21 protein-coding genes and 1 riboswitch are annotated in these 22,319 nt (G+C 49.7%); of the genes, 15 read left to right on the top strand and 6 right to left on the bottom strand.

What is annotated here, in order from left to right; translation table 11 throughout:
- The first annotated feature begins 138 nt into the window (after positions 1 to 138).
- From E2980_RS12585 to E2980_RS12530, 12 genes are all read left to right on the top strand, one after another.
- Complete coding sequence (locus E2980_RS12585; protein ID WP_240703012.1) at positions 139 to 705, top strand: pyridoxamine 5'-phosphate oxidase family protein; 567 nt, start codon at positions 139 to 141, stop codon at positions 703 to 705.
- 168 nt (positions 706 to 873) lie between these two features.
- Positions 874 to 1,500, top strand: a complete 627-nt coding sequence (locus tag E2980_RS12580; protein WP_135152525.1) for a GDSL-type esterase/lipase family protein — start codon at positions 874 to 876, stop codon at positions 1,498 to 1,500.
- Between the two features lie 505 nt (positions 1,501 to 2,005).
- Positions 2,006 to 2,086: riboswitch (ZMP/ZTP riboswitch) on the top strand.
- Positions 2,087 to 2,141: 55 nt separating this feature from the next.
- Complete coding sequence (locus E2980_RS12575; protein ID WP_135152524.1) at positions 2,142 to 2,999, top strand: bifunctional 5,10-methylenetetrahydrofolate dehydrogenase/5,10-methenyltetrahydrofolate cyclohydrolase; 858 nt, start codon at positions 2,142 to 2,144, stop codon at positions 2,997 to 2,999.
- Positions 3,000 to 3,114: 115 nt separating this feature from the next.
- Complete coding sequence (locus E2980_RS12570; protein ID WP_135152523.1) at positions 3,115 to 4,230, top strand: copper amine oxidase N-terminal domain-containing protein; 1,116 nt, start codon at positions 3,115 to 3,117, stop codon at positions 4,228 to 4,230.
- A gap of 176 nt (positions 4,231 to 4,406) precedes the next feature.
- A complete protein-coding gene (locus E2980_RS12565) occupies positions 4,407 to 5,117 on the top strand; it encodes a CTP synthase C-terminal region-related (seleno)protein (RefSeq protein WP_135152522.1) in 711 nt (236 codons plus the stop codon).
- Positions 5,117 to 6,010, top strand: a complete 894-nt coding sequence (locus tag E2980_RS12560; RefSeq protein WP_135152521.1) for a LysR family transcriptional regulator — start codon at positions 5,117 to 5,119, stop codon at positions 6,008 to 6,010. Before E2980_RS12565 ends, E2980_RS12560 begins: the two co-directional genes overlap by 1 nt.
- Positions 6,011 to 6,100: 90 nt before the next feature.
- Positions 6,101 to 6,538 (top strand): rhodanese-like domain-containing protein, encoded by a 438-nt coding sequence (locus E2980_RS12555; RefSeq protein WP_135152520.1) that lies wholly within the window; start codon positions 6,101 to 6,103, stop codon positions 6,536 to 6,538.
- A 31-nt stretch (positions 6,539 to 6,569) separates the two neighbouring features.
- On the top strand, positions 6,570 to 7,007 hold the full coding sequence (locus E2980_RS12550; RefSeq protein WP_135152519.1) for a DinB family protein: 438 nt from the start codon (positions 6,570 to 6,572) through the stop codon (positions 7,005 to 7,007).
- Positions 7,008 to 7,083: 76 nt separating this feature from the next.
- The gene (locus E2980_RS12545) at positions 7,084 to 7,848 is read left to right on the top strand and encodes an SDR family oxidoreductase (protein ID WP_135152518.1); all 765 of its coding nucleotides are present in this window, start codon (positions 7,084 to 7,086) and stop codon (positions 7,846 to 7,848) included.
- A gap of 98 nt (positions 7,849 to 7,946) precedes the next feature.
- The gene (locus tag E2980_RS12540; protein WP_135152517.1) at positions 7,947 to 8,546 is read left to right on the top strand and encodes a TetR/AcrR family transcriptional regulator; all 600 of its coding nucleotides are present in this window, start codon (positions 7,947 to 7,949) and stop codon (positions 8,544 to 8,546) included.
- 177 nt (positions 8,547 to 8,723) lie between these two features.
- Positions 8,724 to 9,467 (top strand): SDR family oxidoreductase, encoded by a 744-nt coding sequence (locus E2980_RS12535; RefSeq protein ID WP_135152516.1) that lies wholly within the window; start codon positions 8,724 to 8,726, stop codon positions 9,465 to 9,467.
- Positions 9,468 to 9,548: 81 nt separating this feature from the next.
- Complete coding sequence (locus E2980_RS12530) at positions 9,549 to 10,067, top strand: FAD-dependent monooxygenase (RefSeq protein ID WP_135152515.1); 519 nt, start codon at positions 9,549 to 9,551, stop codon at positions 10,065 to 10,067.
- A 48-nt stretch (positions 10,068 to 10,115) separates the two neighbouring features.
- Here the strand turns inward: E2980_RS12530 and E2980_RS12525 are convergent, their stop codons facing one another.
- Complete coding sequence (locus E2980_RS12525) at positions 10,116 to 11,009, bottom strand: TetR/AcrR family transcriptional regulator (RefSeq protein WP_135152514.1); 894 nt, start codon at positions 11,007 to 11,009, stop codon at positions 10,116 to 10,118.
- A 200-nt stretch (positions 11,010 to 11,209) separates the two neighbouring features.
- Here E2980_RS12525 and E2980_RS12520 point away from each other — a divergent pair, with 200 nt between their 5' ends.
- Positions 11,210 to 12,697, top strand: coding sequence for a DHA2 family efflux MFS transporter permease subunit (locus E2980_RS12520; RefSeq protein WP_135152513.1), 1,488 nt, complete (start codon positions 11,210 to 11,212; stop codon positions 12,695 to 12,697).
- Positions 12,698 to 13,065: 368 nt separating this feature from the next.
- On the opposite strand, the gene E2980_RS12515 is transcribed toward E2980_RS12520, so the two are convergent.
- Positions 13,066 to 14,202 (bottom strand): THUMP domain-containing class I SAM-dependent RNA methyltransferase, encoded by a 1,137-nt coding sequence (locus tag E2980_RS12515; RefSeq protein ID WP_135152512.1) that lies wholly within the window; start codon positions 14,200 to 14,202, stop codon positions 13,066 to 13,068.
- A gap of 116 nt (positions 14,203 to 14,318) precedes the next feature.
- Here E2980_RS12515 and E2980_RS25010 point away from each other — a divergent pair, with 116 nt between their 5' ends.
- Positions 14,319 to 14,492, top strand: coding sequence for a hypothetical protein (locus E2980_RS25010; protein ID WP_205699968.1), 174 nt, complete (start codon positions 14,319 to 14,321; stop codon positions 14,490 to 14,492).
- A gap of 10 nt (positions 14,493 to 14,502) precedes the next feature.
- Here the strand turns inward: E2980_RS25010 and E2980_RS12505 are convergent, their stop codons facing one another.
- The gene (locus E2980_RS12505; protein WP_135152511.1) at positions 14,503 to 15,744 is read right to left on the bottom strand and encodes an EAL domain-containing protein; all 1,242 of its coding nucleotides are present in this window, start codon (positions 15,742 to 15,744) and stop codon (positions 14,503 to 14,505) included.
- 135 nt (positions 15,745 to 15,879) lie between these two features.
- Between E2980_RS12505 and E2980_RS12500 the strand changes: the two genes are divergently transcribed.
- On the top strand, positions 15,880 to 16,095 hold the full coding sequence (locus E2980_RS12500) for a hypothetical protein (protein WP_135152510.1): 216 nt from the start codon (positions 15,880 to 15,882) through the stop codon (positions 16,093 to 16,095).
- Between the two features lie 105 nt (positions 16,096 to 16,200).
- On the opposite strand, the gene E2980_RS12495 is transcribed toward E2980_RS12500, so the two are convergent.
- From E2980_RS12495 to E2980_RS12485, 3 genes are all read right to left on the bottom strand, one after another.
- Entirely contained in the window at positions 16,201 to 19,578 is a 3,378-nt protein-coding gene (locus tag E2980_RS12495; protein ID WP_167747101.1) for a CBM35 domain-containing protein, read from the bottom strand.
- Between the two features lie 97 nt (positions 19,579 to 19,675).
- Complete coding sequence (locus E2980_RS12490; RefSeq protein ID WP_135152508.1) at positions 19,676 to 21,325, bottom strand: extracellular solute-binding protein; 1,650 nt, start codon at positions 21,323 to 21,325, stop codon at positions 19,676 to 19,678.
- A 96-nt stretch (positions 21,326 to 21,421) separates the two neighbouring features.
- A complete protein-coding gene (locus E2980_RS12485) occupies positions 21,422 to 22,318 on the bottom strand; it encodes a carbohydrate ABC transporter permease (RefSeq protein WP_338080671.1) in 897 nt (298 codons plus the stop codon).
- Position 22,319 lies beyond the last annotated feature (1 nt).

The raw sequence follows: 22,319 nt of genomic DNA, 5'->3' as shown, positions 1-22,319 counted from the left end.
TCAAATCATCATGCTGCGCTTGCTGCAAGGATCCTGGCCGGCTCCCGAAACCGTCTAACAATCGGATAAACCGAATTCGTATAAACGTTTAATTCCGGGTACCCTATTATTTATGATCTGGGGCTCATAGTACCCTAGTTGAAAGGTGATGAAAAGTTGTTTCCCCTTCGCAATGTGAAACGCATTTGTACAGATACCGTAAAAATTCAGAATTTTCTCGAACAAGCCCGGATTGGATTTCTCGGCTTATCTTCAGAAGACGTCCCCTATGTCATTCCGCTCAATTTCGTTTGGCTGAAAGACGCCATCTATTTTCATGGAGCAGAAGAAGGAAGAAAAGTCACCTACATCGAGCATAACCCTCGAGCCTGCTTCACCATCAGCGAGAATTATGGGACCATCACGAGTCAGATACCCGCCAACACGGATACCGCCTATATGAGTGTCATTATCGAAGGTTCCTTGGTTCAAGTAACAGATATAAATGAGGCAACGGAAGCCATGCAGGTCATGTTGGACAAATATGTACCAGGCTATTATGAACGACAGCTGGGGAAGACTCATTTGGAACGATATGTTTCCCCCTTAGGTAGTAAAACCGGTATCTATAAATTAGCTGCAGTCTCTCTGTCAGCCAAAGAGAAAGAAGAAATCCCGGATCGTATGTTCTATGAAGGCAGGAGCGTTCAGAACGACCGGGCGTAAAAACAATTTGGTATTTGGTTTCAATCAAACCTTGAATTTGATCACTGACAAGCCTGAGCAATCGGGCTATTTGTTTTTTTCTCTAAAGCACTGATAAAGAGGGAAAATCATATGCTGGCTGTAGATTAAGGTGAAGGCGAATGTCATGGGGAAGGTGGGGACGCGCACATGATTCAATATGCCGCAATCGGAGATTCTCTTACCGCCGGAGTGGGGGAGCTGTTCGGTGGAGGGTTCGTTCCGAGATACGGAAGGTTCATTCAGGAGAGAATGGGGCAGCAGGTCGTCTACGACAAAATGGGGATGTCGGGAGCCAGATCGGCGGATATTCTATCGGTAATAAACTACGATAATAAGGTGAGGGCCGCCCTTCAGAACGCCGATATCATCACTATAACGGCAGGAGGCAATGATCTGGTGGATGCGGCTAAAGCGTATACAGCCCATCAGGACGAGGATGTTTTCAGACAGGCCATAGTGAAATGCCGGCAGAATTTCGGAGGTATCCTCTCGGTCATCAAGCAATTGAAATTTGGTCGCAAGCCTTATCTGATCAGAGCAGTCGATCTATATAATCCTTCACCTTCCATGCCGGAAGCGAACTTGTGGGTCAAGCGCTTCAATCGCCACCTCGTAAGCTTCGAGGACGCCAATCTCAAGATCGCGAATATCTTTAACTCTTTCCAAGGGAGGGAGAGAGAGCTCTTATCGTTAGATCGGTTCCATCCCAATGGGCGAGGATACGGCGTTATTGCGGAAGAGTTGCACAAACAAGGATATGGGCCGTTAGCATGAGCAGGCTATCTCAAAAATAGAAATATTACTTTGTAGGCAGCCTCCTCAATGCATAAAACCACTCCCCGCGGCTATTAGTTCGATCTACTCAAACTACAGAGCCTCAACCAACTCCCAATATGCGATTAGTTCGACCAAATCTAACTACGGCGCACAAATCGAGCTCCGAAGCTGATTTAGTTCGACTAAACCCAACTACAGCCCACCAATCGAGCTTCGAAGCCACTTTAGTTAGACTAAACCTAACTACGGCGCACCATTCGAGCTCTGAGCCACTATAGTTACCTGCGCAAACTGCTGCGGCTAAATCTCGCTCCCCGCACGCGCAATTATTCGATTTACGCAAATACGGACGAAAGTAAAGAAGCCGCTCAAAAATTTTCACTTTTAAAACAGCCCCTTTTTTTGCCGCGTATAGTTTAATGTATTACAACAGAATACAATTTAGATTTGGGATGAGTCATTGCTTCCTCGACTTTCATGACGTATGATCTAAGTATATTTTAAGACTATGTGTGACTGGCGGAACATGGGCTTACCATGAGGGAGCACATAGATACATTAGCCGTACGCCTGGGCAGAGGTAAGGGGATCCCCCCTTGCCTCTTTGCGTTTAAACTTGATATGGGGAGTTGTATGAAATGCCAAATCAAAAGCTCATTTTGGATGGTTCTCGCGTCGCTCAAGAAATAAAGAACAATTTGCTTGAGAGGGTGAAAAGGCTCACGGAAAAAGGGGTTACCCCTTGCTTAGCGACGATTCTGGTCGGCGATGATCCGGCTTCAGCCACCTATGTCAGAATGAAAGGTAACGCATGCAATCGTTTAGGAATCGATTCTCGCAGGATCAGCTTGGATAAGGATACTTCTACGGAGGAGCTCATCAGCGTTACTCAACAGCTCAACGAAGATCCTGGCGTTCATGGAATTCTGCTGCAGCATCCGGTTCCCTCTCAGATTGACGAGCGAGCGGCTTTCGAATCCATACGCAAAGACAAGGACGTTGACGGAGTTACGATGCTGGGTTTTGCGCAGAATGCCTTCGGATTAGCTTCATATCCTTCATGCACTCCGGCAGCTATTATCGCCATTCTTGATTACTATCAGATTCCTATCGAAGGTAAGCACGCTATCGTCGTCGGCCGAAGTCCGATATTGGGTAAACCGGTATCGCTAATGCTGCTCAATAGAAATGCTACGGTAACGATCTGTCATTCCAAAACGGTGAATCTCGATAAAATCGTAAATTCGGGTGATATTGTCGTCGCTGCGGTAGGTAAGCCTAAGTTTATCCAAGGGAATTGGATTAGAGAGGGAGCAGTAGTGCTTGATGCGGGATACAATGCGGGCAATGTCGGAGACGTCGATTATGAAGCCTGCTTAGAAAAGGCTGGCGCGATTACTCCTGTCCCAGCCGGTGTAGGACCGGTGACGATCGCAATGTTGCTTAAACATACAGTTGATTCAGCAAAGGCCGGGAACAACCTTAATCTAATGTGACACAATAATAATAGCGGGAAATATTCTTCGCGTCCTTTATGGATTAAAATAGCCGCAACCTTTTTGCCCAAGTTGTCGTCGTATATGGCATAACAACTTAGGGTGGTGCAGATCAATGTTCAACAAGAAAATCGCTTTAGCCGGCGTGATGATAGCCGCGTTTGCTTCGACGGCATATGCTCCGCAATCCCACGCGGCAACGACGTCTAGCTCCGTAAAGTTTCAAATGAACCAATATTCTTACATGAATAACACCGGCAATCATTCTTTGACGGTTGCGCCTTATGCTCTTCACGGTAATGTTATGGTTCCTCTTCGGGCATTGGCAGAATCGCTCGGCGCCGGGATTAGCTGGAATCAAGCCAGCCAAACCGCGACAATAGCGGGACAAGCTTTCGGACAGATTAAATTGAAAGTTAACGCGAAAATAGCTGTGAACCAGAAAGGCGAGCAGATCAAGCTGCCGGAAAGTATAAAGCAAGTAAAAGGAAGTCTCGTCGTACCGGCCAAGAGCATCGCTGGTCTAATGGGGGCGAAAGTGAATTGGTCGTCCTCGACCCGCACGATCACGATCACGCAAAATACCGAAGTCCGTGACAGCATTACTGTCAGCTATAATTTTAGCGAGGGCAACGATGGCTGGAAGGGAGATTTCGCCGATCTTCCGGTCGATTACAATAAGGACATCTACGAACTGCAATATGCCAGGGAGCTTCTACCGCTGGGAGATGCCAACAAGACCAATTACGGTCTGAAGCTCAAGGGCGTCAATCGCAGCGATGATCTGTTCATGTTCCTAACCCGGAAAGTCGATGACCTTAAGCCGAATACCGCTTATCAAGTCAAGCTGGATTTCGGCATGTATACGAGCGAATCCGGCGGGATGATGGGCGTCGGCGGTTCTCCGAGCGAAGCGGTTAAAGTAAAGGCGGGCGTAATTAACAAGGAGCCTGCAGCGATTCAAAAAGATGACGGCGGCAGCTTGTACTATCGGATGAACATCGACAAAGGCATCCAATCCGAGAGTGGAGCGGACGCGAAAGTCTTAGGCGATATCACGAAACCCGACTCCGGCAAAGAAGGGTATCAGCGGGTGAATTTCAGCTATAGCGCCGCGGTTACGACAAACGCGAAAGGCGATCTGTTCCTGTTAATCGGCACGGATTCCGGGTATGAGGGATTGACGACGTTGTATTTCGACGATATTAAGCTGACCGCTACGCAAAAATAAGGTACGGCTAGTGCAAAGAGGATGATACCACGAACTCGTGATATCATCCTCTATTTTCGTACAAGGTTAGTTGTTCGACGTGGGGAATTATCGATTGACAATGGAAGTATTTGTGAATTAATATAAAACCTTATTTTACTGCTCGGAAACCAATCATAGAAGGGATGTATGCACGGATGCTGCGTATCGGACTTATCGGGGATTATAATCAAGAGGTTAAAGCGCATGTTGCGATTCCTAGAGCTATCCAGTTGGCTGCGAACGATCTAGGATGCCAAGCGGAATTCGAATGGATTGCAACGCCTGCGTTGGAACAAGATCACGTACGGAAGCTGACAAGCTATCAAGCGCTTTGGGCCGTTCCCGCAAGCCCTTATGCGAGCATGAAAGGTGCGCTTAATGGCATCCAATTCGCCCGTGAGCGTAGGATTCCCTTCTTAGGTACTTGCGGTGGTTTTCAGCACATGATTATTGAATTTGCCAGGAATGTGCTGGGACTCTCGGAAGCGGATCATGCGGAAGAGAACCCGACTGCCTCTCTATTATTGGTTACTCCTCTTACTTGCTCCGTGAGTGAAAAAACGAACGTTTTCAGACTTACTCATGGCTCGAATGTCGCAATGGCCTATGGAAGCAACGAAGCCATCGAACAATACGGGACCTGCAATTATGGGCCGAACCCTGAGTTTGCTCCGTTGCTAGAACAAGCGGGGTTGAGAGTGGTTGGCGTGGATGCGGACGGGGAGACTCGAATAATGGAGCTTGATCAACATCCATTCTTCGTCGGAGCGCTATTTCAACCGGAACGCTCTGCTTTTGCTAATCGGGTACACCCTTTGATCAAGTCGTTTCTTCAAGCTATCCCGCAAAGAAGAGGTGGATGCTAATGGAACTAACGTATTTGAAAACCTTCCGCGAAGTGGCCAAATGGGGGAGTTATACGCGTGCCGCGGAGGTGTTGGGATATGCCCAGTCGAGCATTACGACGCAGATCCAGAAGCTTGAGGAATCTTACGGAGCAGTCCTTCTGGAGCGATTCGGAAGAAAGATGAAGTTGACCATCGCCGGCGAGGCGCTGTTGCAGTATGCCAACGATATATTCAAGCTTCATGAGGAATCCAAGGAAGTCGTTTCTAAGCAGTCCAAAGGAACGCTTTCGATCGGAACGATCGAAACGTTAGCGGCATTTTTTCTCCCGCCGTACCTTCAAACCTATCGCAGGCATTTTCCCGATATCAACATTATGCTTCAGCCGGCCAACGAGCCGTTCATTATCGAATCGGTTAAAGAAGGGGCTTTGGATGTCGGCATTATTCTAGATCCTCCATTCACCGATCCCGAGCTTCACAGCAGCATCCTAAGAGAAGAAGAGCTTGTCATTATCGCTAACCCCGATCATCGATTCGGCGGTCAAAGCGAAGTTCAGGTTCAAGATCTGGAGAGCGAATCGTTGATCTTAACGGAGGACGGCTGCACTTACCGGGCTATGCTGCTCAAAGTACTGAAGAGTAACCAAGTGAATTATCAACTATCCTACGAGTTTGGGAATATTGAAGCGATCAAGCAGTGCGTCATTTATGGGCTGGGGATTGCCTTATTGCCTCGCATAGTCGTCGCCGAAGAAATTCGGAAGGGCCAAGTGGTCGCCGTTCCGTTCATCCATCCCGATTGCAAGTTCTACACGCAGCTGATCTATTCCAAGAAAAAGTGGCAGTCTAAGGCGTTTCTTGGGTTCTTGGAATTATTTGCGGAACCAACTATCAAAATAAATGAAGTTTAGTATTGAATTCTATCGATAACTCCATGGTTAGGGTCTGTGCTAACATTCAATTCAAGCAGTAAGACCATAACCTTATTGGAGGCCACCCCTATGACAATCCCAACCCGCTTCTCTCTCGTTCTTGAAACGCCCGCAGCTTCGCCGGAGGATACTCATCGCCATTATAGGAACAAGCTTTCCGTGGAAACGGATGTTGCGGACGTGCGCTACGACATGCAGCGTGGCGTAAACGATTTTCAGCTGATCGATGTTCGCAGCGCTAAGGCTTATGGAGAGTGCCATATTCCGGGAGCAATCAACTTGCCTTCTAACCAAATCAACGAAGCAACGACTGCTTCTTTTTCGAAGGAACAAGTCATTGTCGTATACTGCTGGAGCCCCGCTTGCAATGGAGGCACGAAAGGCGCTGCCCGTCTCTCCGGTCTTGGTTTCAGAGTAAAAGAGATGCTCGGAGGAATCGAATACTGGCGGAAGGAAGGAAACGAGGTAGAAGGTACGTTAGGGCGGGCAGCTCCTCTGATCGGATAAAACGATAAAAATCTATATGGGAGGCGAGACTATGCAAGCAACGATACAGCGACTGAATCATTGGATCACGGAAGTACCTATTAGAGTTCATGCTTTTTCCGAGAGGGAGCTTTCGGATCGGGCACAGCCTGGCAAATGGTCGAAAAAAGAAATACTAGGCCACTTGTGCGATTCCGCTCTCACGAATATGCAGCGATTTGTGCGTGTACAGTATGAACCTCAACCTTACGCGGTTCTAAAGTATGCTCAGAACCAATGGGTGGAGCTTATGGGTTATCAGAGCCTGCCGATTGAGCACGTCTTGAGCTTATGGGTAAGCTTAAATAAGCAAGTGGCGCAAGTTATCGCACGAATCCCCGAAGAGATGCTGCAGTATTCGTGCGATAATGGCGGAGAGAATCTTGTCACGGTAGAGTGGCTGATCAAAGACTATGTCGATCATCTGGAGCAAATTTTTTTATCCGAATAAGAGAGCAACATTCCGAATGCCGCCTTATGTTAAAAATAAAGGGAAAGCGAGGCATAACAAAAGGAGATGGATGAAGATGGGCAAGTTGAAAGGTAAGGTGGCATTAGTCACAGGCGCAAGCCGAGGGATTGGACGCAGCATTGCGCTTCGATTGGCCAAAGAGGGTGCAGTCGTAGCTATTCACTACGCCAAAAGTCGTGAAGCTGCAGAAGAGGCGGCTCGTGAGATTCGGGATAATGGAGGGTCATCATTTACGATCGGTGCGGATCTTAAGTCATTAGCTGGAGTAAATCAGCTATATGCAGCTTTGGATGTATCTCTTGAAGATCGAACAGGCGGCAATCACTTCGATATTCTTGTTAACAATGCCGGAATCGGGCAGGCTGCAACGATCGAGGAGACGACGGAGGAATCTTTCGATGAGGTCATGAACATCCATGTGAAGGCGCCGCTGTTTCTTATCCAGCAAGCTTTATCGCGCCTCAGAGAAGAGGGGCGCATCATCAATATTTCTTCAGCCGTTACCCGGATTGCTTTTCCTAATCTTCTAGGTTACAGCATATCCAAGGGAGCCCTAAACTCGTTGACTTACATCTTAGCCAAGCAACTCGGGTCACGGAATATTACGGTCAATGCCATCGCGCCGGGTATCATTGATACCGATATGAATGCCGAAACGTTGCAGAGTCCAGAGGGGCAGAAGTTTGCCGCAGGTCTTTCGGCTTTAGGCAGATGGGGGCAGCCGGAAGATGTTGCGGATATCGCCGCTTTCCTCGCTTCATCCGATAGCCGATGGGTAACCGGGCAGTTGATAGATGCAAGCGGCGGATCTCATTTGTAAGGATTCAGGTTTTGACATATTACAAAATAACGATATTGTTACTTTCACTATGTTTTGCTATAGTGGGGAGAAGTTACTGAGAGGAGCCAACTCCCCCTATGGCAAATGATCTTCCCTTGAACAAGGAGACGATATTAGACGCCGCGGAACAAGTGCTTCGGCGCTACGGACCGGACAAGACTTCCGTCGTCGACGTAGCCAAAGTGCTTCAGGTCAGCCATGGAACGCTTTATCGGCATTTTGCCAGTAAAGCTTCTTTGCGAGAAGCGGTAACCGAACGATGGCTGCAGAGAAGCATCGCGGATCCATTAGAGACCATTGCCAGCCAGACGGAAGGCAGTTCCGCCGAGCGGTTGCATTTATGGCTAGAAACCTTAATAACGAGTAAGCGGACCTATGCGGCTGATGACTCCGAGATGTTCGCAATGTACGCGTCAGTTACTTTAGATGCGGTTGAGATGATTACGACGCATATCGGTCGCCTAATCCATCAGATCGCGCAGATCATAGAGAATGGGATCAAGTCCAAAGAATTCAAAAGCGGACAGCCGGAGATATTGGCCAAAGCCATTTTCTTCGCTACCTCGCGTTTCCATCATCCCGCCCATGCTTACGAATGGATAGCGAAGAAGACGGATGAAGAGTTTGACTCCGTATGGAACCTGATTCTTTCCGGACTTGCAACGTCTAAATCGTAACGTAATAGTTAAAGCCCTTCTGATGCAAAATGTCGGATGGGCTTTTTTATTTTAATCCAATCGTAAACAAATTTTTAATATCAAGTGACAAATAATATTAATTGTCACTTGATAATTGTAAATAACCAAGATATAATCAACTCATAAGAAACCACACTCGTATAGGAGGAATATGCAATGGGAAACAAACTGGCAGGCAAAGTCGCTTTGGTAACGGGTGCATCGAGAGGAATTGGACGGGCTATCGCGGAGCAATTCGCGCTTAATGGCGCGAAGGTTATCGTTAATTATTCGAGTAATCCGGACAAGGCCGAGGAAGTCGTGAGCGCAATTAAGCAACAAGGCGGAGAAGCGTTGGCGATTCAAGCAGACATCAGCAGGGTTGCCGATGTAGAGCAGTTGTTCCAGAAGACGCTCGAAGCTTACGGCCAAGTGGACATTCTCGTTAATAACGCAGGCATCATGATCACGAAGCCGATCGCAAGCATGACGGAAGAAGATTTCGACAGGCAGTTCGCGATCAACGTGAAGGGTACTTTCTTCGCGATCCAACAAGCCGCCCAACATATGAATAAGAACGGTCGCATCATCAACATCTCGACCTCCGTCCTCGGTTCAATGTTCCCGACCTACAGCGTATACGCGGGTACGAAAGGCGCCGTGGAACAGTTCGCGAGGCAGCTGGCCAAGGAGCTAGGACCGAAAGGAATTACGATCAATTCGGTTGCGCCCGGTCCTGTTAACACGGAGCTCTTCAACGAAGGGAAATCGGCGGAGCAAATCGCTAGCATCGTGAGCATGAATGCTTTCGGGCGTTTAGGCGAGCCTGAAGATATTACTTCCGTTATTCTGTTCCTTGCCGGTGAGGAATCGCAATGGGTTACCGGCCAAACCCTTCGCGTTAACGGGGGTTACGTTTAAGAGAATAGAGGCCAAACGGCAGCCAAGAACCTGTGGACCATGTCTTGGCTGCCGCTTTTTGTTTGCCTTTAGAGATTTACTTTGAATCAGGATTGGGCTTCTTTCGCCTCGGTCGTGATCATCCAATTATCCTTAAGTCCTCCCTCGCGTCTGGAAGCTGTCCATGGGTATAAGCCGATCGAAGCGGTTATCGAAGCTTCCGAGGAATCGTCTATTCTGACTCATGACATATACGACCGCAGGCCGCTTAGGACTTGGAATGAGGGCAGAATTACTTTGCTTGGCGATGCGGCGCATCCGATGCTTCCTAATCTAGGTCAGGGCGGAGCTCAGGCTATGGAGGACGCTTTGGTGCTGGCTGACTGTCTGAGCGCTGATGCTCATCGGAATCTAAATTCTGCCCTGCTCGCTTATGAGCGAATTCGGATTCCTCGAACGACCCGGGTCGTTCGTCAATCCAGACGGATGGGAAGTCTTGTCCAACTTGAGCAAGCCTGGGGATTAGGAATTCGTAATCTCGCGCTTCGTGCGATCCCAGCCGATCTGCAAGTTAGCCGGTTGCATTGGTTGCTGGGATACGAATATCATCCATATCGTTAGAAGTCCGTTCATATCCAGTTCACAAATGAATGTTATATTCCTCTACATTCAACTCCGTTTCTCAGTATCCAACAGCCTCTCCATTTGCCCAACATACGACGCAAGCTCTTGCTGCTTCGACAGAAAGTCGAGCATGGCGCGCACGAGCACCGTTCGCGGGTGTTTTTCCTGTAACTGCTCTCGTAGAATGCTTATCGCGTCAAGTAATTCCGATTTAATGGAGAGTGGAATGGTGAGCTCTTGGATGGCCATGTCGAATTGCTGCAGTAGATCCGCCTTCAACTTCTCCGTCGAGGTCTTTATTCCTTCTTGGGAATGTTTAAGAAATCGTTCCACCATCGACGCATCGAGCAGCGGTTTCGGCTTCTTGAGGAGAATGCCGGCGGTGATGTCTTCCATCCGGTCCACGATATAAGAAGAAATGCGGTTCGGATCAATGGGGCTATTCAAAAAGTATCCGAACATCGTATATTGCTTCATCATGCCCACGAAGACGGAAATCAAGTCCCATTTGTAAGGCTCAACATCCTTCCCGAATCCAAGGACCAGGCATTCCGCGTAATAGTTCATTAGTTTGGCTCTTAGACTGGCTACGTACACGCCTAATTTGCTGTCTTCCTGTAACTGCAGCTCCTGAAAATCTTGCATGTTGGATTTGAATTCCGCAAAAAACTCCAATTGGAGCAAGGTTTCGCGAGCAAGCCGCTGCATCGGTGTTGCTTGCAAATCGTTGCGGATGAGTTCAACCTGTTTGCGCATTCGCTCAAATCTAACCTCGAACACATCGATGAGCAAATCCTCTTTGGATGAGAAAATCTTATATAAAGAACCTTTGGCAATGGCGCAATCGTTGGCGATATCCTGAATGGAAGTCGCTCCATACCCTTTTTCGGCGAAAAAGCGCATGGCCGAGGTGATAATCCGTTGTCGAAGCAAGCTCATAATTACTCTCCTCCAAATAAAAAACGGGATCGTTAAAAAAAGAATTGACTTTCGGGCGTTAGGAGACGAAAATGAAAGTTGTTCCGTGACTAATCAGTTTTACCGAGAAACCATCAGTCACTCGTCGGTTTTATCCTACTCTTTTTGTCTCTTGTTGTAAACCGCTTGCTTAATTAAATCATGGAAAGAAGGTTTACCGTATGTCAGCACAAACCGTTTCAAAGCCATCCGAAGAACAACCGTTCTCGATGAGAGCAATTATTGCGCCGCTAATGGCCGTTATTGTCGGCATGATCATGGTTATTCTGGACAGTACAGTCGTTAACGTTGCGTTATCCAAGTTCGAAGAAGAATTCGGCAGCAGCCTGAATACCATCCAATGGACGTTCACCGGCTATACGCTCGCCTTGTCCGCCGTTATTCCGCTCGCGGGTTGGATGACCGATAAATTCGGCGCCAAGAGGATATTCTTGATCACGATCGCTTTATTTACGCTTGGTTCCGCTTTATGCGCCACAGCCCAAACGATCGATCAGCTAATTATCTACCGCGTCATCCAAGGTCTCGGCGGCGGTATGGTCATGCCGATCGGAATGGCCATGATCTTCCGTCTCGCTCCTCCGGAGCGTCGGGGTTCCGTAATGGGAATGCTAGGGATACCGATGTTAGCGGCACCTGCGCTTGGCCCTGTTCTGTCGGGGTGGTTGATCGAAGAAGCGACATGGCACTGGATCTTCCTGATCAACGTACCGATCGGGATCGCAGCTCTTCTCATCGGCGTGAAATATTTACCGAAAATCGCTCAAGCGAAACCTCCCGCTCTGGATACTATCGGGATGATCTTGGCACCGATCGCTTTCGCAAGCCTTGCATACGGCGTTAGCGAAGGCGGCAGAAACAGCTGGTCGGCAGATCAGACAGTTATCGCGCTTGCTGTCGGAGGATTGGCGCTGATTCTCTTCATTATCGTGGAGCTTCGTCACCGCCAGCCGCTTCTAGAACTGCGTGTGTTCCGTTCCTCCGACTTCACGAGGGGTATCCTGCTTACGTGGGTCGTTCAGATCGCCTTGTTCGGCGCTATGATCCTAGTGCCCGTCTACCTTCAGAACGTCATGCAGTACTCGGCTTTCGAGACGGGTTTAATCATACTGCCTCAAGCGCTGGGTTCCATGTTATTTATGCCGATAGGCGGTAAATTGTTCGACAAGATCGGAGCTCGACCGCTGGCGATTGTCGGTTTGCTATCGGTATCCTGTGCATTGTTTCTTCTATCCGGCGTGCAGCTGGATACGCCGTTAGTTCAGATTATTATACCGCTGTTCATGGTTGGCTCCGGAATGGGCTTATCCATGATGTCGCTGAATACGCACGTACTCAATGCCGCGCCGCGTCATCTTGTGAGCCGCGTTACTCCGTTGACTACGGCTGCGCAGCAGGTCGTGACTTCGTTCGCGGTAGCGGGTTTGACGGGATATCTCACGACAAGAACCGAATTCCACGCAGAGGGTAACGGGAATCCGCTCGAAGCCGCGGTTTCGGCTTTCGATGATACGTTCCTTCTGTCCATGGGAATAGCAGTAGTAGGATTCATACTGGCCTTCGCGCTGCGCAAACCGAAAGTGGAGTCTGCGAGCGGCGTAGAAGCCTTAGCGAACAAACCCGATCCGTCCGCGATGATGGGTCACTAAATGGTGCCGTCGGCGATTCGACATCGACAGAAGCGGAGATAGCGAAGAAACATTGCTAACTCCGCCCTCCGATGGCCCAAGACGCGGAGATAGTGAAGAAACTTTGCTAACTCCGCCACGCGCGGACCAAGGACGAGGAGATAGTGAAGAAACTTTGCTAATTCCACCACGCACGGACCAAAGATGAAGAGATAGCGAAGAAACTTTGCTAACTCCGCCACGCGCGGACCAAAGACGCCGAGATAGCGAAGAAAGTTTGCTAACTCAGTCGCAATCGGCATTCTGAGCGACAGGGATAGTCAAACTGTCCTAAAAAACGAATTAAACGAGCGCCGACTGGTTAGATAACCATGCAGGCGCTCGTTTTGCTATTGCCTCGGAGGCAAAGGGCCGAAATATTGATAATACGTGCATTCGATTTGACCATTGAAGAGCTTCCTCTTCTTGTCCGCCTTCCGTCCGAACAGAGTTTCGAAGGTCTTATCCGGGGTGATAATAAAGTGCGACCAATTGTTTAGTTGTTTGGCGACAAGTCCCAGTTGCTTCGTCAACTGTTCAACCTCCGTCGTGGTCCCGATTCTTTCTCCGTACGGCGGATTGGTGATGATGCATCCATAATCGCCTTCCGGGCGAATTTCCGATACGGGCATCACGTTCAGCTTAATTTCCTTGGTAAGTCCCGCGTTCCTGACGTTCGCAAGCGCAGTCTTAATCGCTTCGCGGTCGATATCGGTACCGACGATGTTCATTGGAGTATCTTCCTTCATCAGATCGAAAGCTTCCTCCCGCGCTTCCTCCCATATCTCCGGGCTTACGCGCGGCCATGCTTCCGAGTTATACTTGCGGTGGAGACCCGGCGCGATGTTGAGACCGATCAGAGCAGCTTCGATCAGGATCGTTCCGGATCCGCAGAACGGATCGTAGAGCGGTCGTTCCGGGCGCCAACGGCTAAGCAAGATCATTGCTGCCGCCAGCGATTCGCGCAGGGGAGCTTCGGTCGTTTCGATACGATAACCGCGTTTATGAAGTCCTGCTCCGGTCGTGTCGAGCGTGAGGGTGGCTACGTCATTAAGCAACGATACTTCCGCCACGTATCTCGGGCCCGTCTCCTGAAACCATTCTATGTCGTAGCGCTCTTTCATTTTCTCCACGATGGCTTTCTTGACGATTCCCTGGCAGGCAGGGACGCTGCTTAATTGCGATTTGTGAGAGCGGCCGTCCACCGGGAATTCCCCGTCCTGCGGAATCCAATCGGGCCAAGCCAGCGCTTTGGTCCCTTCGAACAGCTCATCGAAAGTGCGCGCTTCGAATTCGCCCATCTTGATGAGAATTCGACCCGCGGTTCTCAGCCACATATTGGCGATGCAGATGTCTTTCTCGGTACCGTAGAAGGTGACTCGCCCGTTCTCCACGAGCTGATCCTCGTAACCTAAGCTTTTCAACTCTCTGGAAAGCACGGCTTCAAGGCCCATCGGAGTCGTGGCAATTAATTCGAATTTAGACATGGGTAGTCGTATCACTCGCTTCTGGAAGTTCATTTCGTTACTCTATCGTAATCATTCTTGTCTGAAAAGGAAAGAATATAACCTATTATACGAGAAGTCGGAAGAAGAAATCGCCCATGCTAGCAGTTATGGAATCCGTATTGGAATATACATGGGCAGAGGATGTCGTTCGGTTCGAGCTGTATCCAAAGCCGGAGAGTTGTCCGCTGGTCATGATCGAGAAAATCAGCGCGATCACGAAGTGGAAGAAGCGGTATGAGGAATATCGGAATGCCGTGAACAACGTCTAAATCTAGCGATTCATTCTTCAGTGTCCGCCACGTCTATGAGAAGAACCAATTCCTTGCCGATGGGGATCGATATGGTTCGAATCCAGGCGTGCGTATCCAGATCGGCATATTTGGACGATACCTTGGCTTCAATGACCGGCGTATCCTCGTGGGAGAGGTGGGGGATAAAATAAGGCCTCCAGCTCCAATCGGCGTTGCGGTATTCCAGTTCCATTCTCCAGATATTTTCCGAATCCCGATAATGGTTAGCCGTCAGCTGGATGCCGTTATTTCTGCATAGAAACACGCGCAGGCAGGTTGCGTCCAAGTGTGGCAACAGGTGCGATATCGCTTGGTCGCCAAGCTCGGAATCAGTGGAGAGTCCGAGATGATCCCGAATTCCGGAGGCTAGAATCTTGTCTACAAGCCGGCTTCCGAGTTCTTGCCACAGTTGCTTGGTCTCTTGCAAGTGTCGCCGGTGCTCGTCAAGCTCGGTTTCGATCAACGTGGTGTAAGAATTCTTCAATTGAAATTCGGGCTCGGCCGGAGAAAATAAATAGCCCTGCACGTACCTGGCTCCGATTTGAATCGCGCGCTTCAGGTCCTGAGTCGTCTCGACGCCTTCCACGAGAAGCGAAGCACCGATTTGTTCCGCCAAGGTGGAGAACGAACGAAGAACGCCCAGATAACCGCTGTGGGTTGCGCTTTTTTTCATCAGATGGATATCGACCTTAAGTAAGTTCGGCTGGATTCGAGCGATTCGGTCGAAGTTGCTGAAGCCCGATCCGATGTCGTCGATCGCGATCTGGCAGCCGTGGGCCCGATATAAGTTTATGATTTCGTTAAGCTCCGACATGGAGCCGTTGAATTCTTCCTCGGTAATCTCGATGCATACCTTGCGGGGATCTACTCCATACTTATCGAGAAGCTGAAGCGTATGCAAGTCGCCCGAAGTCTTATACAGTTGATAGATCCATGATGGTTTTAAGTTAACGAACAGTACTGGAGGCTCCGGCAACGTGCTAAGCTTGGCGATGGCCTGTTCACGAAGCAAGCGATCTATGCGCACATGTTCCTCGAAGGGTATGCTTGAATCCGTGAAAAAGGGACCTAGGCTGCGAATCGTTCCATCTGCAAACTCTCTGCCAAGCGTTTCGTAACCGACAATACTGCGTGTCTCAAGCGCGATGATGGGTTGATAATAGGCAAGAAGCCTTCCTTGGGGGTATCGTGCAGAGTTGGAGTTCGTCCCGCTGACTGGTGAATGGCTCATATTAGCCCCTTTGCGTCACATGATGTAAGGTATCGTGACATCGTTAATCTAATATGATTGTATAGGAAGTCCCTGCGAACATACAAGAGGAATGATAGAATAGTAGCTAAGAGAATGAGCATATGGAGATGTGACATGAGTAAAAACAAAGTGTGGAACAGAGGCAAGCATAACGGGCGCGGACTGCCGCCGAAAAAGGAGACCTCTCCAGCCGCAAGCGACGTGACAAGCAATCAGCCGGAGGGACCGAGTTCGACGGGAATATCGCTTCCGCCCCGGATAAATACGGTTCAGCGAATGAACAGGGATAATTGGGTCGGGCGCGTGACGCCGCCGAGAAAACGGGATTAAACCCACGCAACAGAACGAAAGTCACGATCCGATTACCTGCCTGAGAAAAGAGCCTGAACATCGCGAAATCGCGACATTCAGGCTCTTTTTCTGCTTTCATGCTTATCAGTCGTCAAGTTTCGTTAACTTAAACAATTTGGATTCGGCCGGTTGAAGGGTTAACGCCATCGTTTCGCTTACCGTATCCGTATCCCCGGTCCACAAATCCTCGCGTTCGAAAGTCATGCCTGCCGGAAGACCGGCACGGGCCAGATCGACCGTTTTCAATACGGAAGAGCCAACGTTGTAGTTAAAGACGGCGAGATAGTAGTGGCCTCCGTCCTTCAGCACGAATGTATCGGCCGCGCTTGATCCGGTGTTTCCTTCCACAGGACGGAATGCCTCGCCGTTGGTCGCGAGTTTGATGATCTTGTTGTTCGTATACAGCTCCGACATGTAGCCTTGCACGACCGGATCATTAACGTTGCTCGAATCGAGGAACACCGTTCCGGAAATAACTGCCGAGTTGACCCGGCTTCTCGCTTCGGTTAACGAACCCGAGCGGCCAAGCGCAATATGGTCGGGATCCGTGTGGTTATAGATCGTTCCATCTTGCCACCAGCCGTAAGTCAACGCATTGAGCTGGTATTCCGTATCGCGGATCGAACCGAACGTGTCGGTTGCAATGCGCCTGCTGTGCGCATACTGCGATGGGAAGAGCGGGGCGATCGACTCGCTGAGGAACATTGTGCCGTCCACCAATTCATTGATGTAGCGCATGCCATCATTGTAAGCCTGAATACCCGTCGTGATGTTAGGATCATAATGAACGCCTTCCAGCGAGCCATGCGTCAAGAAATCCATTTTGACAAAGTCATAATCGGCTGCCTTGATGATATCGAAGTAGTATTTGAGATTCATTTTCGTGCCCGGATGCGAAGGATCAAGCGGGTAGGCGCCATCCAACTTAGGCAACGGATTTCCGGAGCTATCCCTAAGTATGATATCTCCATAGGTGTACAAATCGTTCGTTCCAGGAACCTTTAGGCTCAAATCGTTGTCCCAGTGGGTGAACGGCGCCGTGTATACGCCTGCTTTTTGCCCGTTGGCATGAATGACGTCGACTGCCTGCTTCAATTGTTCTTGCGGGATTGCCGAAGCGTCCGTGTTGATGTAGACGGTTCCTTTGTTATCGAAATTCTTCAGATTTTCCTTGAAATAGTTGGAGGTGTCGATGATGTCCTGAACCGTCATATCAAACTGGTAAGCCCCCCAGCTGTTCCAGCCGACCGGCACGCCTTCCGGCACGGGCCCGGACTGCTTCAGCGCGGGCGCGACGATCGTGTTTGCGCGGCCGTATTCTTCCATACCTTCACGGTAATCGGCGTATCCGCCAACCATCAGGGTCGGGGAGGTCACGGTCGTACCCGAGAGGCTGCCGTGCGGCTGCGAATCGTGCGTGACGGAGGAGGAGGCGCCTCCATATACGGTTAAGTTAAGCATTTGATTGTTGGAGCCCTTCCAGTCGATGCCCGTTTTCCACCTGTCGTGAGTGACGGAACCGACAACAAGGCCTTGACGGGACGTGTTGTCGTAGATGGCCGTAACTTCGTAGCTCGTATCGGCACGGTTCATCGGCTGCGCCTTGAAGCGGATCCAGGCGTCGTTATCGAACGGAACGAACAGCACGCGGTTATCCGCCGTCTTGCCGGTTGCCGCACCGCCTGTACGGGTGATGACGAGAGGAGCCAAGTAGTTGGTGCTGATGGATGATTCGCTCACCGCGTCGAGCCTGCTCAGGAAATACGATTCTTTGTCATAGAACGAATACACCTGATTCAGCGTAGGCTTTCCAGCCTGCGTATGTTGGAAGACCACTTGGATCCCTTTGCCGAAATCATCGTGGATCTTTGTGATCTGCGCTGCGGAAACGGTATGGGTGGTGTACCCCTTCGTTTCCAGATCTTCGCCGTTCAGCTTGATTTTACCGAATACGCCTTTCAACTGTTGACCGTCGTTCCATGCATAATCGGCGTATCCGCTCTCCGAGAAGAAGCTTGCAGTATACTGCCCATTGGTCACCTGCATGCCCATCGAGTAAGGTGTAACGGTGATTTTTCCGTAATTCACCGGAGCGAGCGGAGTTCCGAGCGAGCCGGAATCGCCGCCAGGATTTTGGCCTGAATCCGCGGACCTTACAGCAATCCGATCGATATCCGGCGCATACCAGACGTTATCGTCGAACAGGATCGTATTGCTTCCGGCATTGAGGTGAAGCTCGACTTCGTAGCTTCCGACCGTATTCCAGTCGGCTGTCGCCGGGAAGTCGAACAGTTCTTTGGCTCCGCCGTTCACGCTGATATTGGCCGAACGCGGGTCACCGGATATATAGTACACCTTGACAATATACCCACCGCTTGCGCTTACCGTAACATTGTTGAATTGCAAAGCGGAAGCATGATTATCGTCGACTTTGAATAGATTGCCGACCTTCTTCCCGCCGGAACACGGTCCGCAATTGCTAACCGCAGCGTTCCCGGTCAGCGTGTTGACGGCCGCTTCTGCTTCGTAGACGGTTCCGTCCGTCGAGCCGCCCAGCTTCTCGCCGACGACGATTCGATCGATGTCCGGCGCGTACCAAACGTTATCGTCGAACAGGATCGTATTCGTTCCGGCAATGAGGTGAAGCTCGACGTCGTAGCTTCCGACCGTCTCCCAATCGGGCATCGCCGGGAAGTCGAACAGTTCTTTGGCCCCGCCGTTCACGCTGATATTAGCCGAACGCGGGTCACCGGAAATATAGTACACCGTGACTTTGTACGTGCCGGCTTCGTTTACGGAAACATTGTTGATTTGCAAGAATGAAGCTTGATTATCATCCGTCTTAAATAGATTGCCTACCTTCTGGCCGCCTGAGCATGGCGCGCAATTATTGACGGAAGCTCTGCCGCCTAGCGTGTTTCCGGCCGCTTCTGCTTCATAGACGTTGCTGCCTGAACCGCCGCCGACCTTCGCACCCACGACGATCCGGTCGATGTCCGGCGCGTACCAGATATTATCGTCGAACAAAATCACGTTATTGCCGGCGTTCAGCAGCAGCTCGACTTCGTAGCTGCCGACCGTTTCCCAGTCCGGCATCTGCGGAAAATCGAACAGCTCTTTCGCTCCGCCGTTCACGCTGATGTTGATCGAACGCGGATCGCCGGACGTATAATAAACCGTGATCTTGTACGTGCCGGCTTCGCTTACGGCAATATCGTTCATTTGCAAGGAGGAGCCGTGGCTGTCGTCAACCTTGTACAGCCCGCCGACTTTTTGTCCGCCTGAACAATTCGTGCAATTCGCCACCGTGGCGTTTCCGGTCAACGTATTCCCGGCAGCTTCTGCTTCATAAACTTGCGATACGTCCGCGAATACGCTGCTTCCAGACGGCCATCCTATAGCCATGATGAGGGCAAATACCATAAGGGCGATGAATAATTTGTTGCCTGTTTTACGTGGCATACCGGGCCTCCTTTGATCATTAAGAGCCATTTCCTGCAATCCTCTCCTTTGAAAAATATTCATGTATTTCCCTAAGCTTGTTTCTCAAGCAGATTCCTTATTTCCAAAGCGTAAGTCTTTCTTGATAGTGTTCGTTAATGATTTTTTCGACTTTCTCGCTGCCTGCAGCCTTCATGTCGGCCAGCATTTTATCGAAGTTTTTGTTCGCTTCCTCTTCCGTTTTGGCATTGATTACCTTCGTCAACGTCTGATCCATGATATCCTTAGCTTTCTGGGCGATCAGGATTTCAGGGGTGCCTCCCAGCGGACCAAGGTTATCGTAGGCGTCCGTTACCCAACCGGAATCACCCAACGTTTTGATCGCGAATCTGTCCACTTCGCCGCGATCATAACGGGCTGCCATATCGCGGGTCGTATCGTCTGGTCCGGTCCCGCCTTTGACAAACCAAGTCCATTTACGAACGCCTGTCTCCTTGACGGTTTTGTCCCAGTCCGTTTTGAATGCATCAAGCACTCCCGGAAGCGGCGTCTTTTTACCGTCTTTGATTTCATACGAGACGCCTTCCATTCCCCACATCAACAGGGTTTGGCCTTCTTCGCTCGCTAAAAAGTTGATAAATTTCATCGTTTCTTCCGGGTGTTTGTTCTTATTCGAAATACCAATGGCATCCCAGCCCAGCGTGCTCGTCGGGCCGTATGTGGTTTTGGCGGGATCTACGCCTGGAGCGACGACCTTGTATTGGAAATATTGCTTATCCTCGCCGCCAGCCTTCTTCAAGTTGGTGTTCGGCGTTCCGAGATCCCAGTACGCGCCAGGCGTTCCGAGGAAGTTGGCGTTGCCAATGTTTTGAAGCCACTTTTCCCTCTTCGAGAGCGCCCATTCCGGGTCGATCAACCCTTGGCGACTTAATTTGTTCATGAACATGATCATTTCGCGATACTTCGGATCTTGAACGTCAAACTGAAGTTTCCCGTCCACTTCATAATACGTTTTCAAACCGAACATCCCTTTGAACGTTCCTATGTTCGCGCCCATGTTCGTTCCGTCCATCGTCAAAGCGTACGCTGTTTGACCGTTGAGTTTGGGATATTTGGCTTTAAAGTCCAACAGCAACTTCTCGAATTCGTCCTTCGTAAACGGCACGTCCCCGTTAGCCTTATCCGGAGCCAACTCTTTGACGATATCCATCTTCATATTGAACCCGAATACCGCCTCGTTCTTGGCTTCGCCGTACCAATTGGAGAGGTAGTAATTTTTACCGTCCGTATAACGCGTCTTCTTAAGGATATCGCCGTACATTTCGGTGACATCGGGTCCGAATTGGCTGATCAGATCGTCTAGAGGAATGAGCGCTCCTCCCGCAATATACTTATTTAGGATATCGCTGCTTCGATCGAACATAATGATATCCGGTAAATCTCCCGAGGCCAGCATCAGATTCAACTTTTCCTTCGGATCCCCTGTCGGCTGTTGAGTTTCGACTTTCACGCCGGTCCGCTTCATAATTTCCTGCGCGATCGGATCGTCGAACGGATCGCCTTTATTCTTGTCGAAGAATTTGATTGTGATCGGTTCTTTAGCAGGTTCGGATGGCTCGACCGATTCGCTCGCCGAAGCTTCCGTGCTAGGGCTGCTTACGCTGTTTGAGGCTTTTTCATTTTTGTTTCCGCTGCTGCAGGCAGCAAGCAACGAGGAGAATAACAATGTGCACACAATCACCAATCCCAGTTTTTTTACCGAAAACATGGACAATTTCCCCCTTGGCTCAATTAGTAACCGAAAACCAATACAACCCGAAGCCTTCTCGCTCCGATGGCATCACTCCCTTCAATTGAGGAAAGTTCAACTTTTGACGGCGCCTAATGTCATGCCTTTTACGAAATACCGCTGAAGAAATGGATAGACCATGATAATCGGTAGAGTGGCTACCATCGTCGCCGCCATGCGAATGGTATCCGAAGATACGGCTATTCTCTTCACGGAATTAGCGAGCTGGGCAGTACTGTCGTTGGTGAACTCCTTCGTTTGGAACTGATTCAAGATTTTAACCAATACCGCTTGCAGCGTTTTCAAATCCGGATCATAGGTGAAAACATAGGAATCAAACCATGAATTCCACTGATTAATCGCGGCGAAAAGGCCAATGGTCACAAGTACGGGCAAAGAGACCGGCATTACGATTCTCCAATAAATTTGCAAGTCGTTAGCCCCGTCTAACTTGGCCGATTCTTCCACTTCCGCCGGCAGATCCTGCATGAAGGTTCGAACGATGATCATGAAAAAGACGTTCATCAGATTCGGGATGATGTAGACGCTGAAGGTATCGATCAGATGGACGCTTTTCAGAATCATGTAATACGGAATAAGTCCTCCTCCGAAATACATTGTGAATACAAAGAACAACCCGATCCAGCGGCGTCCCAGCAGTTCCTTCTTGCTTAACGAATAGGCGAGAAGGCTGATCACCAGCACCGTAAGCGGCGCTCCGACGATCGTGCGAAGGAATGTCACTTTGAGTCCGTTAATAATTTCTCTGTCCTGCAAGATCTGTTTATAGCTTTCTAGACTGAACTCACGCGGCCAAAACGTGATCCCGCCGCGAACGGTATCGCTTGCCGAATTCAGTGAAAGTACAAAAATGTTCCAAAACGGATAGAACGTGATGACGAGCACAAACAGTAAAATCAGGTAAATACCCGCCATAAAGATTCGTTCGCCTGTGCCGCTGATTTTCAACAAT

Source organism: Cohnella luojiensis (genome assembly GCF_004564235.1).
In the GTDB taxonomy this organism is placed as follows: domain Bacteria; phylum Bacillota; class Bacilli; order Paenibacillales; family Paenibacillaceae; genus Cohnella; species Cohnella luojiensis.
Note: the sequence above shows the minus strand (reverse complement) of the source record. Positions and strands in the feature narration are given on the sequence as shown.

What these genes read in the sequence shown, in the direction of transcription:
- E2980_RS12540 (WP_135152517.1), top strand. Translation starts at nt 7,947, where the DNA reads ATGGCAAATGATCTTCCCTTGAACAAGGAGACGATATTAGACGCCGCG.
- E2980_RS12580 (WP_135152525.1), top strand. Translation starts at nt 874, where the DNA reads ATGATTCAATATGCCGCAATCGGAGATTCTCTTACCGCCGGAGTGGGG.
- E2980_RS25010 (WP_205699968.1), top strand. Translation starts at nt 14,319, where the DNA reads ATGCTAGCAGTTATGGAATCCGTATTGGAATATACATGGGCAGAGGAT.
- E2980_RS12490 (WP_135152508.1), bottom strand. Translation starts at nt 21,325, where the DNA reads ATGTTTTCGGTAAAAAAACTGGGATTGGTGATTGTGTGCACATTGTTA.
- E2980_RS12550 (WP_135152519.1), top strand. Translation starts at nt 6,570, where the DNA reads ATGCAAGCAACGATACAGCGACTGAATCATTGGATCACGGAAGTACCT.
- E2980_RS12545 (WP_135152518.1), top strand. Translation starts at nt 7,084, where the DNA reads ATGGGCAAGTTGAAAGGTAAGGTGGCATTAGTCACAGGCGCAAGCCGA.
- E2980_RS12560 (WP_135152521.1), top strand. Translation starts at nt 5,117, where the DNA reads ATGGAACTAACGTATTTGAAAACCTTCCGCGAAGTGGCCAAATGGGGG.
- E2980_RS12565 (WP_135152522.1), top strand. Translation starts at nt 4,407, where the DNA reads ATGCTGCGTATCGGACTTATCGGGGATTATAATCAAGAGGTTAAAGCG.
- E2980_RS12505 (WP_135152511.1), bottom strand. Translation starts at nt 15,744, where the DNA reads ATGAGCCATTCACCAGTCAGCGGGACGAACTCCAACTCTGCACGATAC.
- E2980_RS12555 (WP_135152520.1), top strand. Translation starts at nt 6,101, where the DNA reads ATGACAATCCCAACCCGCTTCTCTCTCGTTCTTGAAACGCCCGCAGCT.
- E2980_RS12500 (WP_135152510.1), top strand. Translation starts at nt 15,880, where the DNA reads ATGAGTAAAAACAAAGTGTGGAACAGAGGCAAGCATAACGGGCGCGGA.
- E2980_RS12570 (WP_135152523.1), top strand. Translation starts at nt 3,115, where the DNA reads ATGTTCAACAAGAAAATCGCTTTAGCCGGCGTGATGATAGCCGCGTTT.
- E2980_RS12515 (WP_135152512.1), bottom strand. Translation starts at nt 14,202, where the DNA reads ATGTCTAAATTCGAATTAATTGCCACGACTCCGATGGGCCTTGAAGCC.
- E2980_RS12535 (WP_135152516.1), top strand. Translation starts at nt 8,724, where the DNA reads ATGGGAAACAAACTGGCAGGCAAAGTCGCTTTGGTAACGGGTGCATCG.
- E2980_RS12525 (WP_135152514.1), bottom strand. Translation starts at nt 11,009, where the DNA reads ATGAGCTTGCTTCGACAACGGATTATCACCTCGGCCATGCGCTTTTTC.
- E2980_RS12520 (WP_135152513.1), top strand. Translation starts at nt 11,210, where the DNA reads ATGTCAGCACAAACCGTTTCAAAGCCATCCGAAGAACAACCGTTCTCG.
- E2980_RS12495 (WP_167747101.1), bottom strand. Translation starts at nt 19,578, where the DNA reads ATGCCACGTAAAACAGGCAACAAATTATTCATCGCCCTTATGGTATTT.
- E2980_RS12575 (WP_135152524.1), top strand. Translation starts at nt 2,142, where the DNA reads ATGCCAAATCAAAAGCTCATTTTGGATGGTTCTCGCGTCGCTCAAGAA.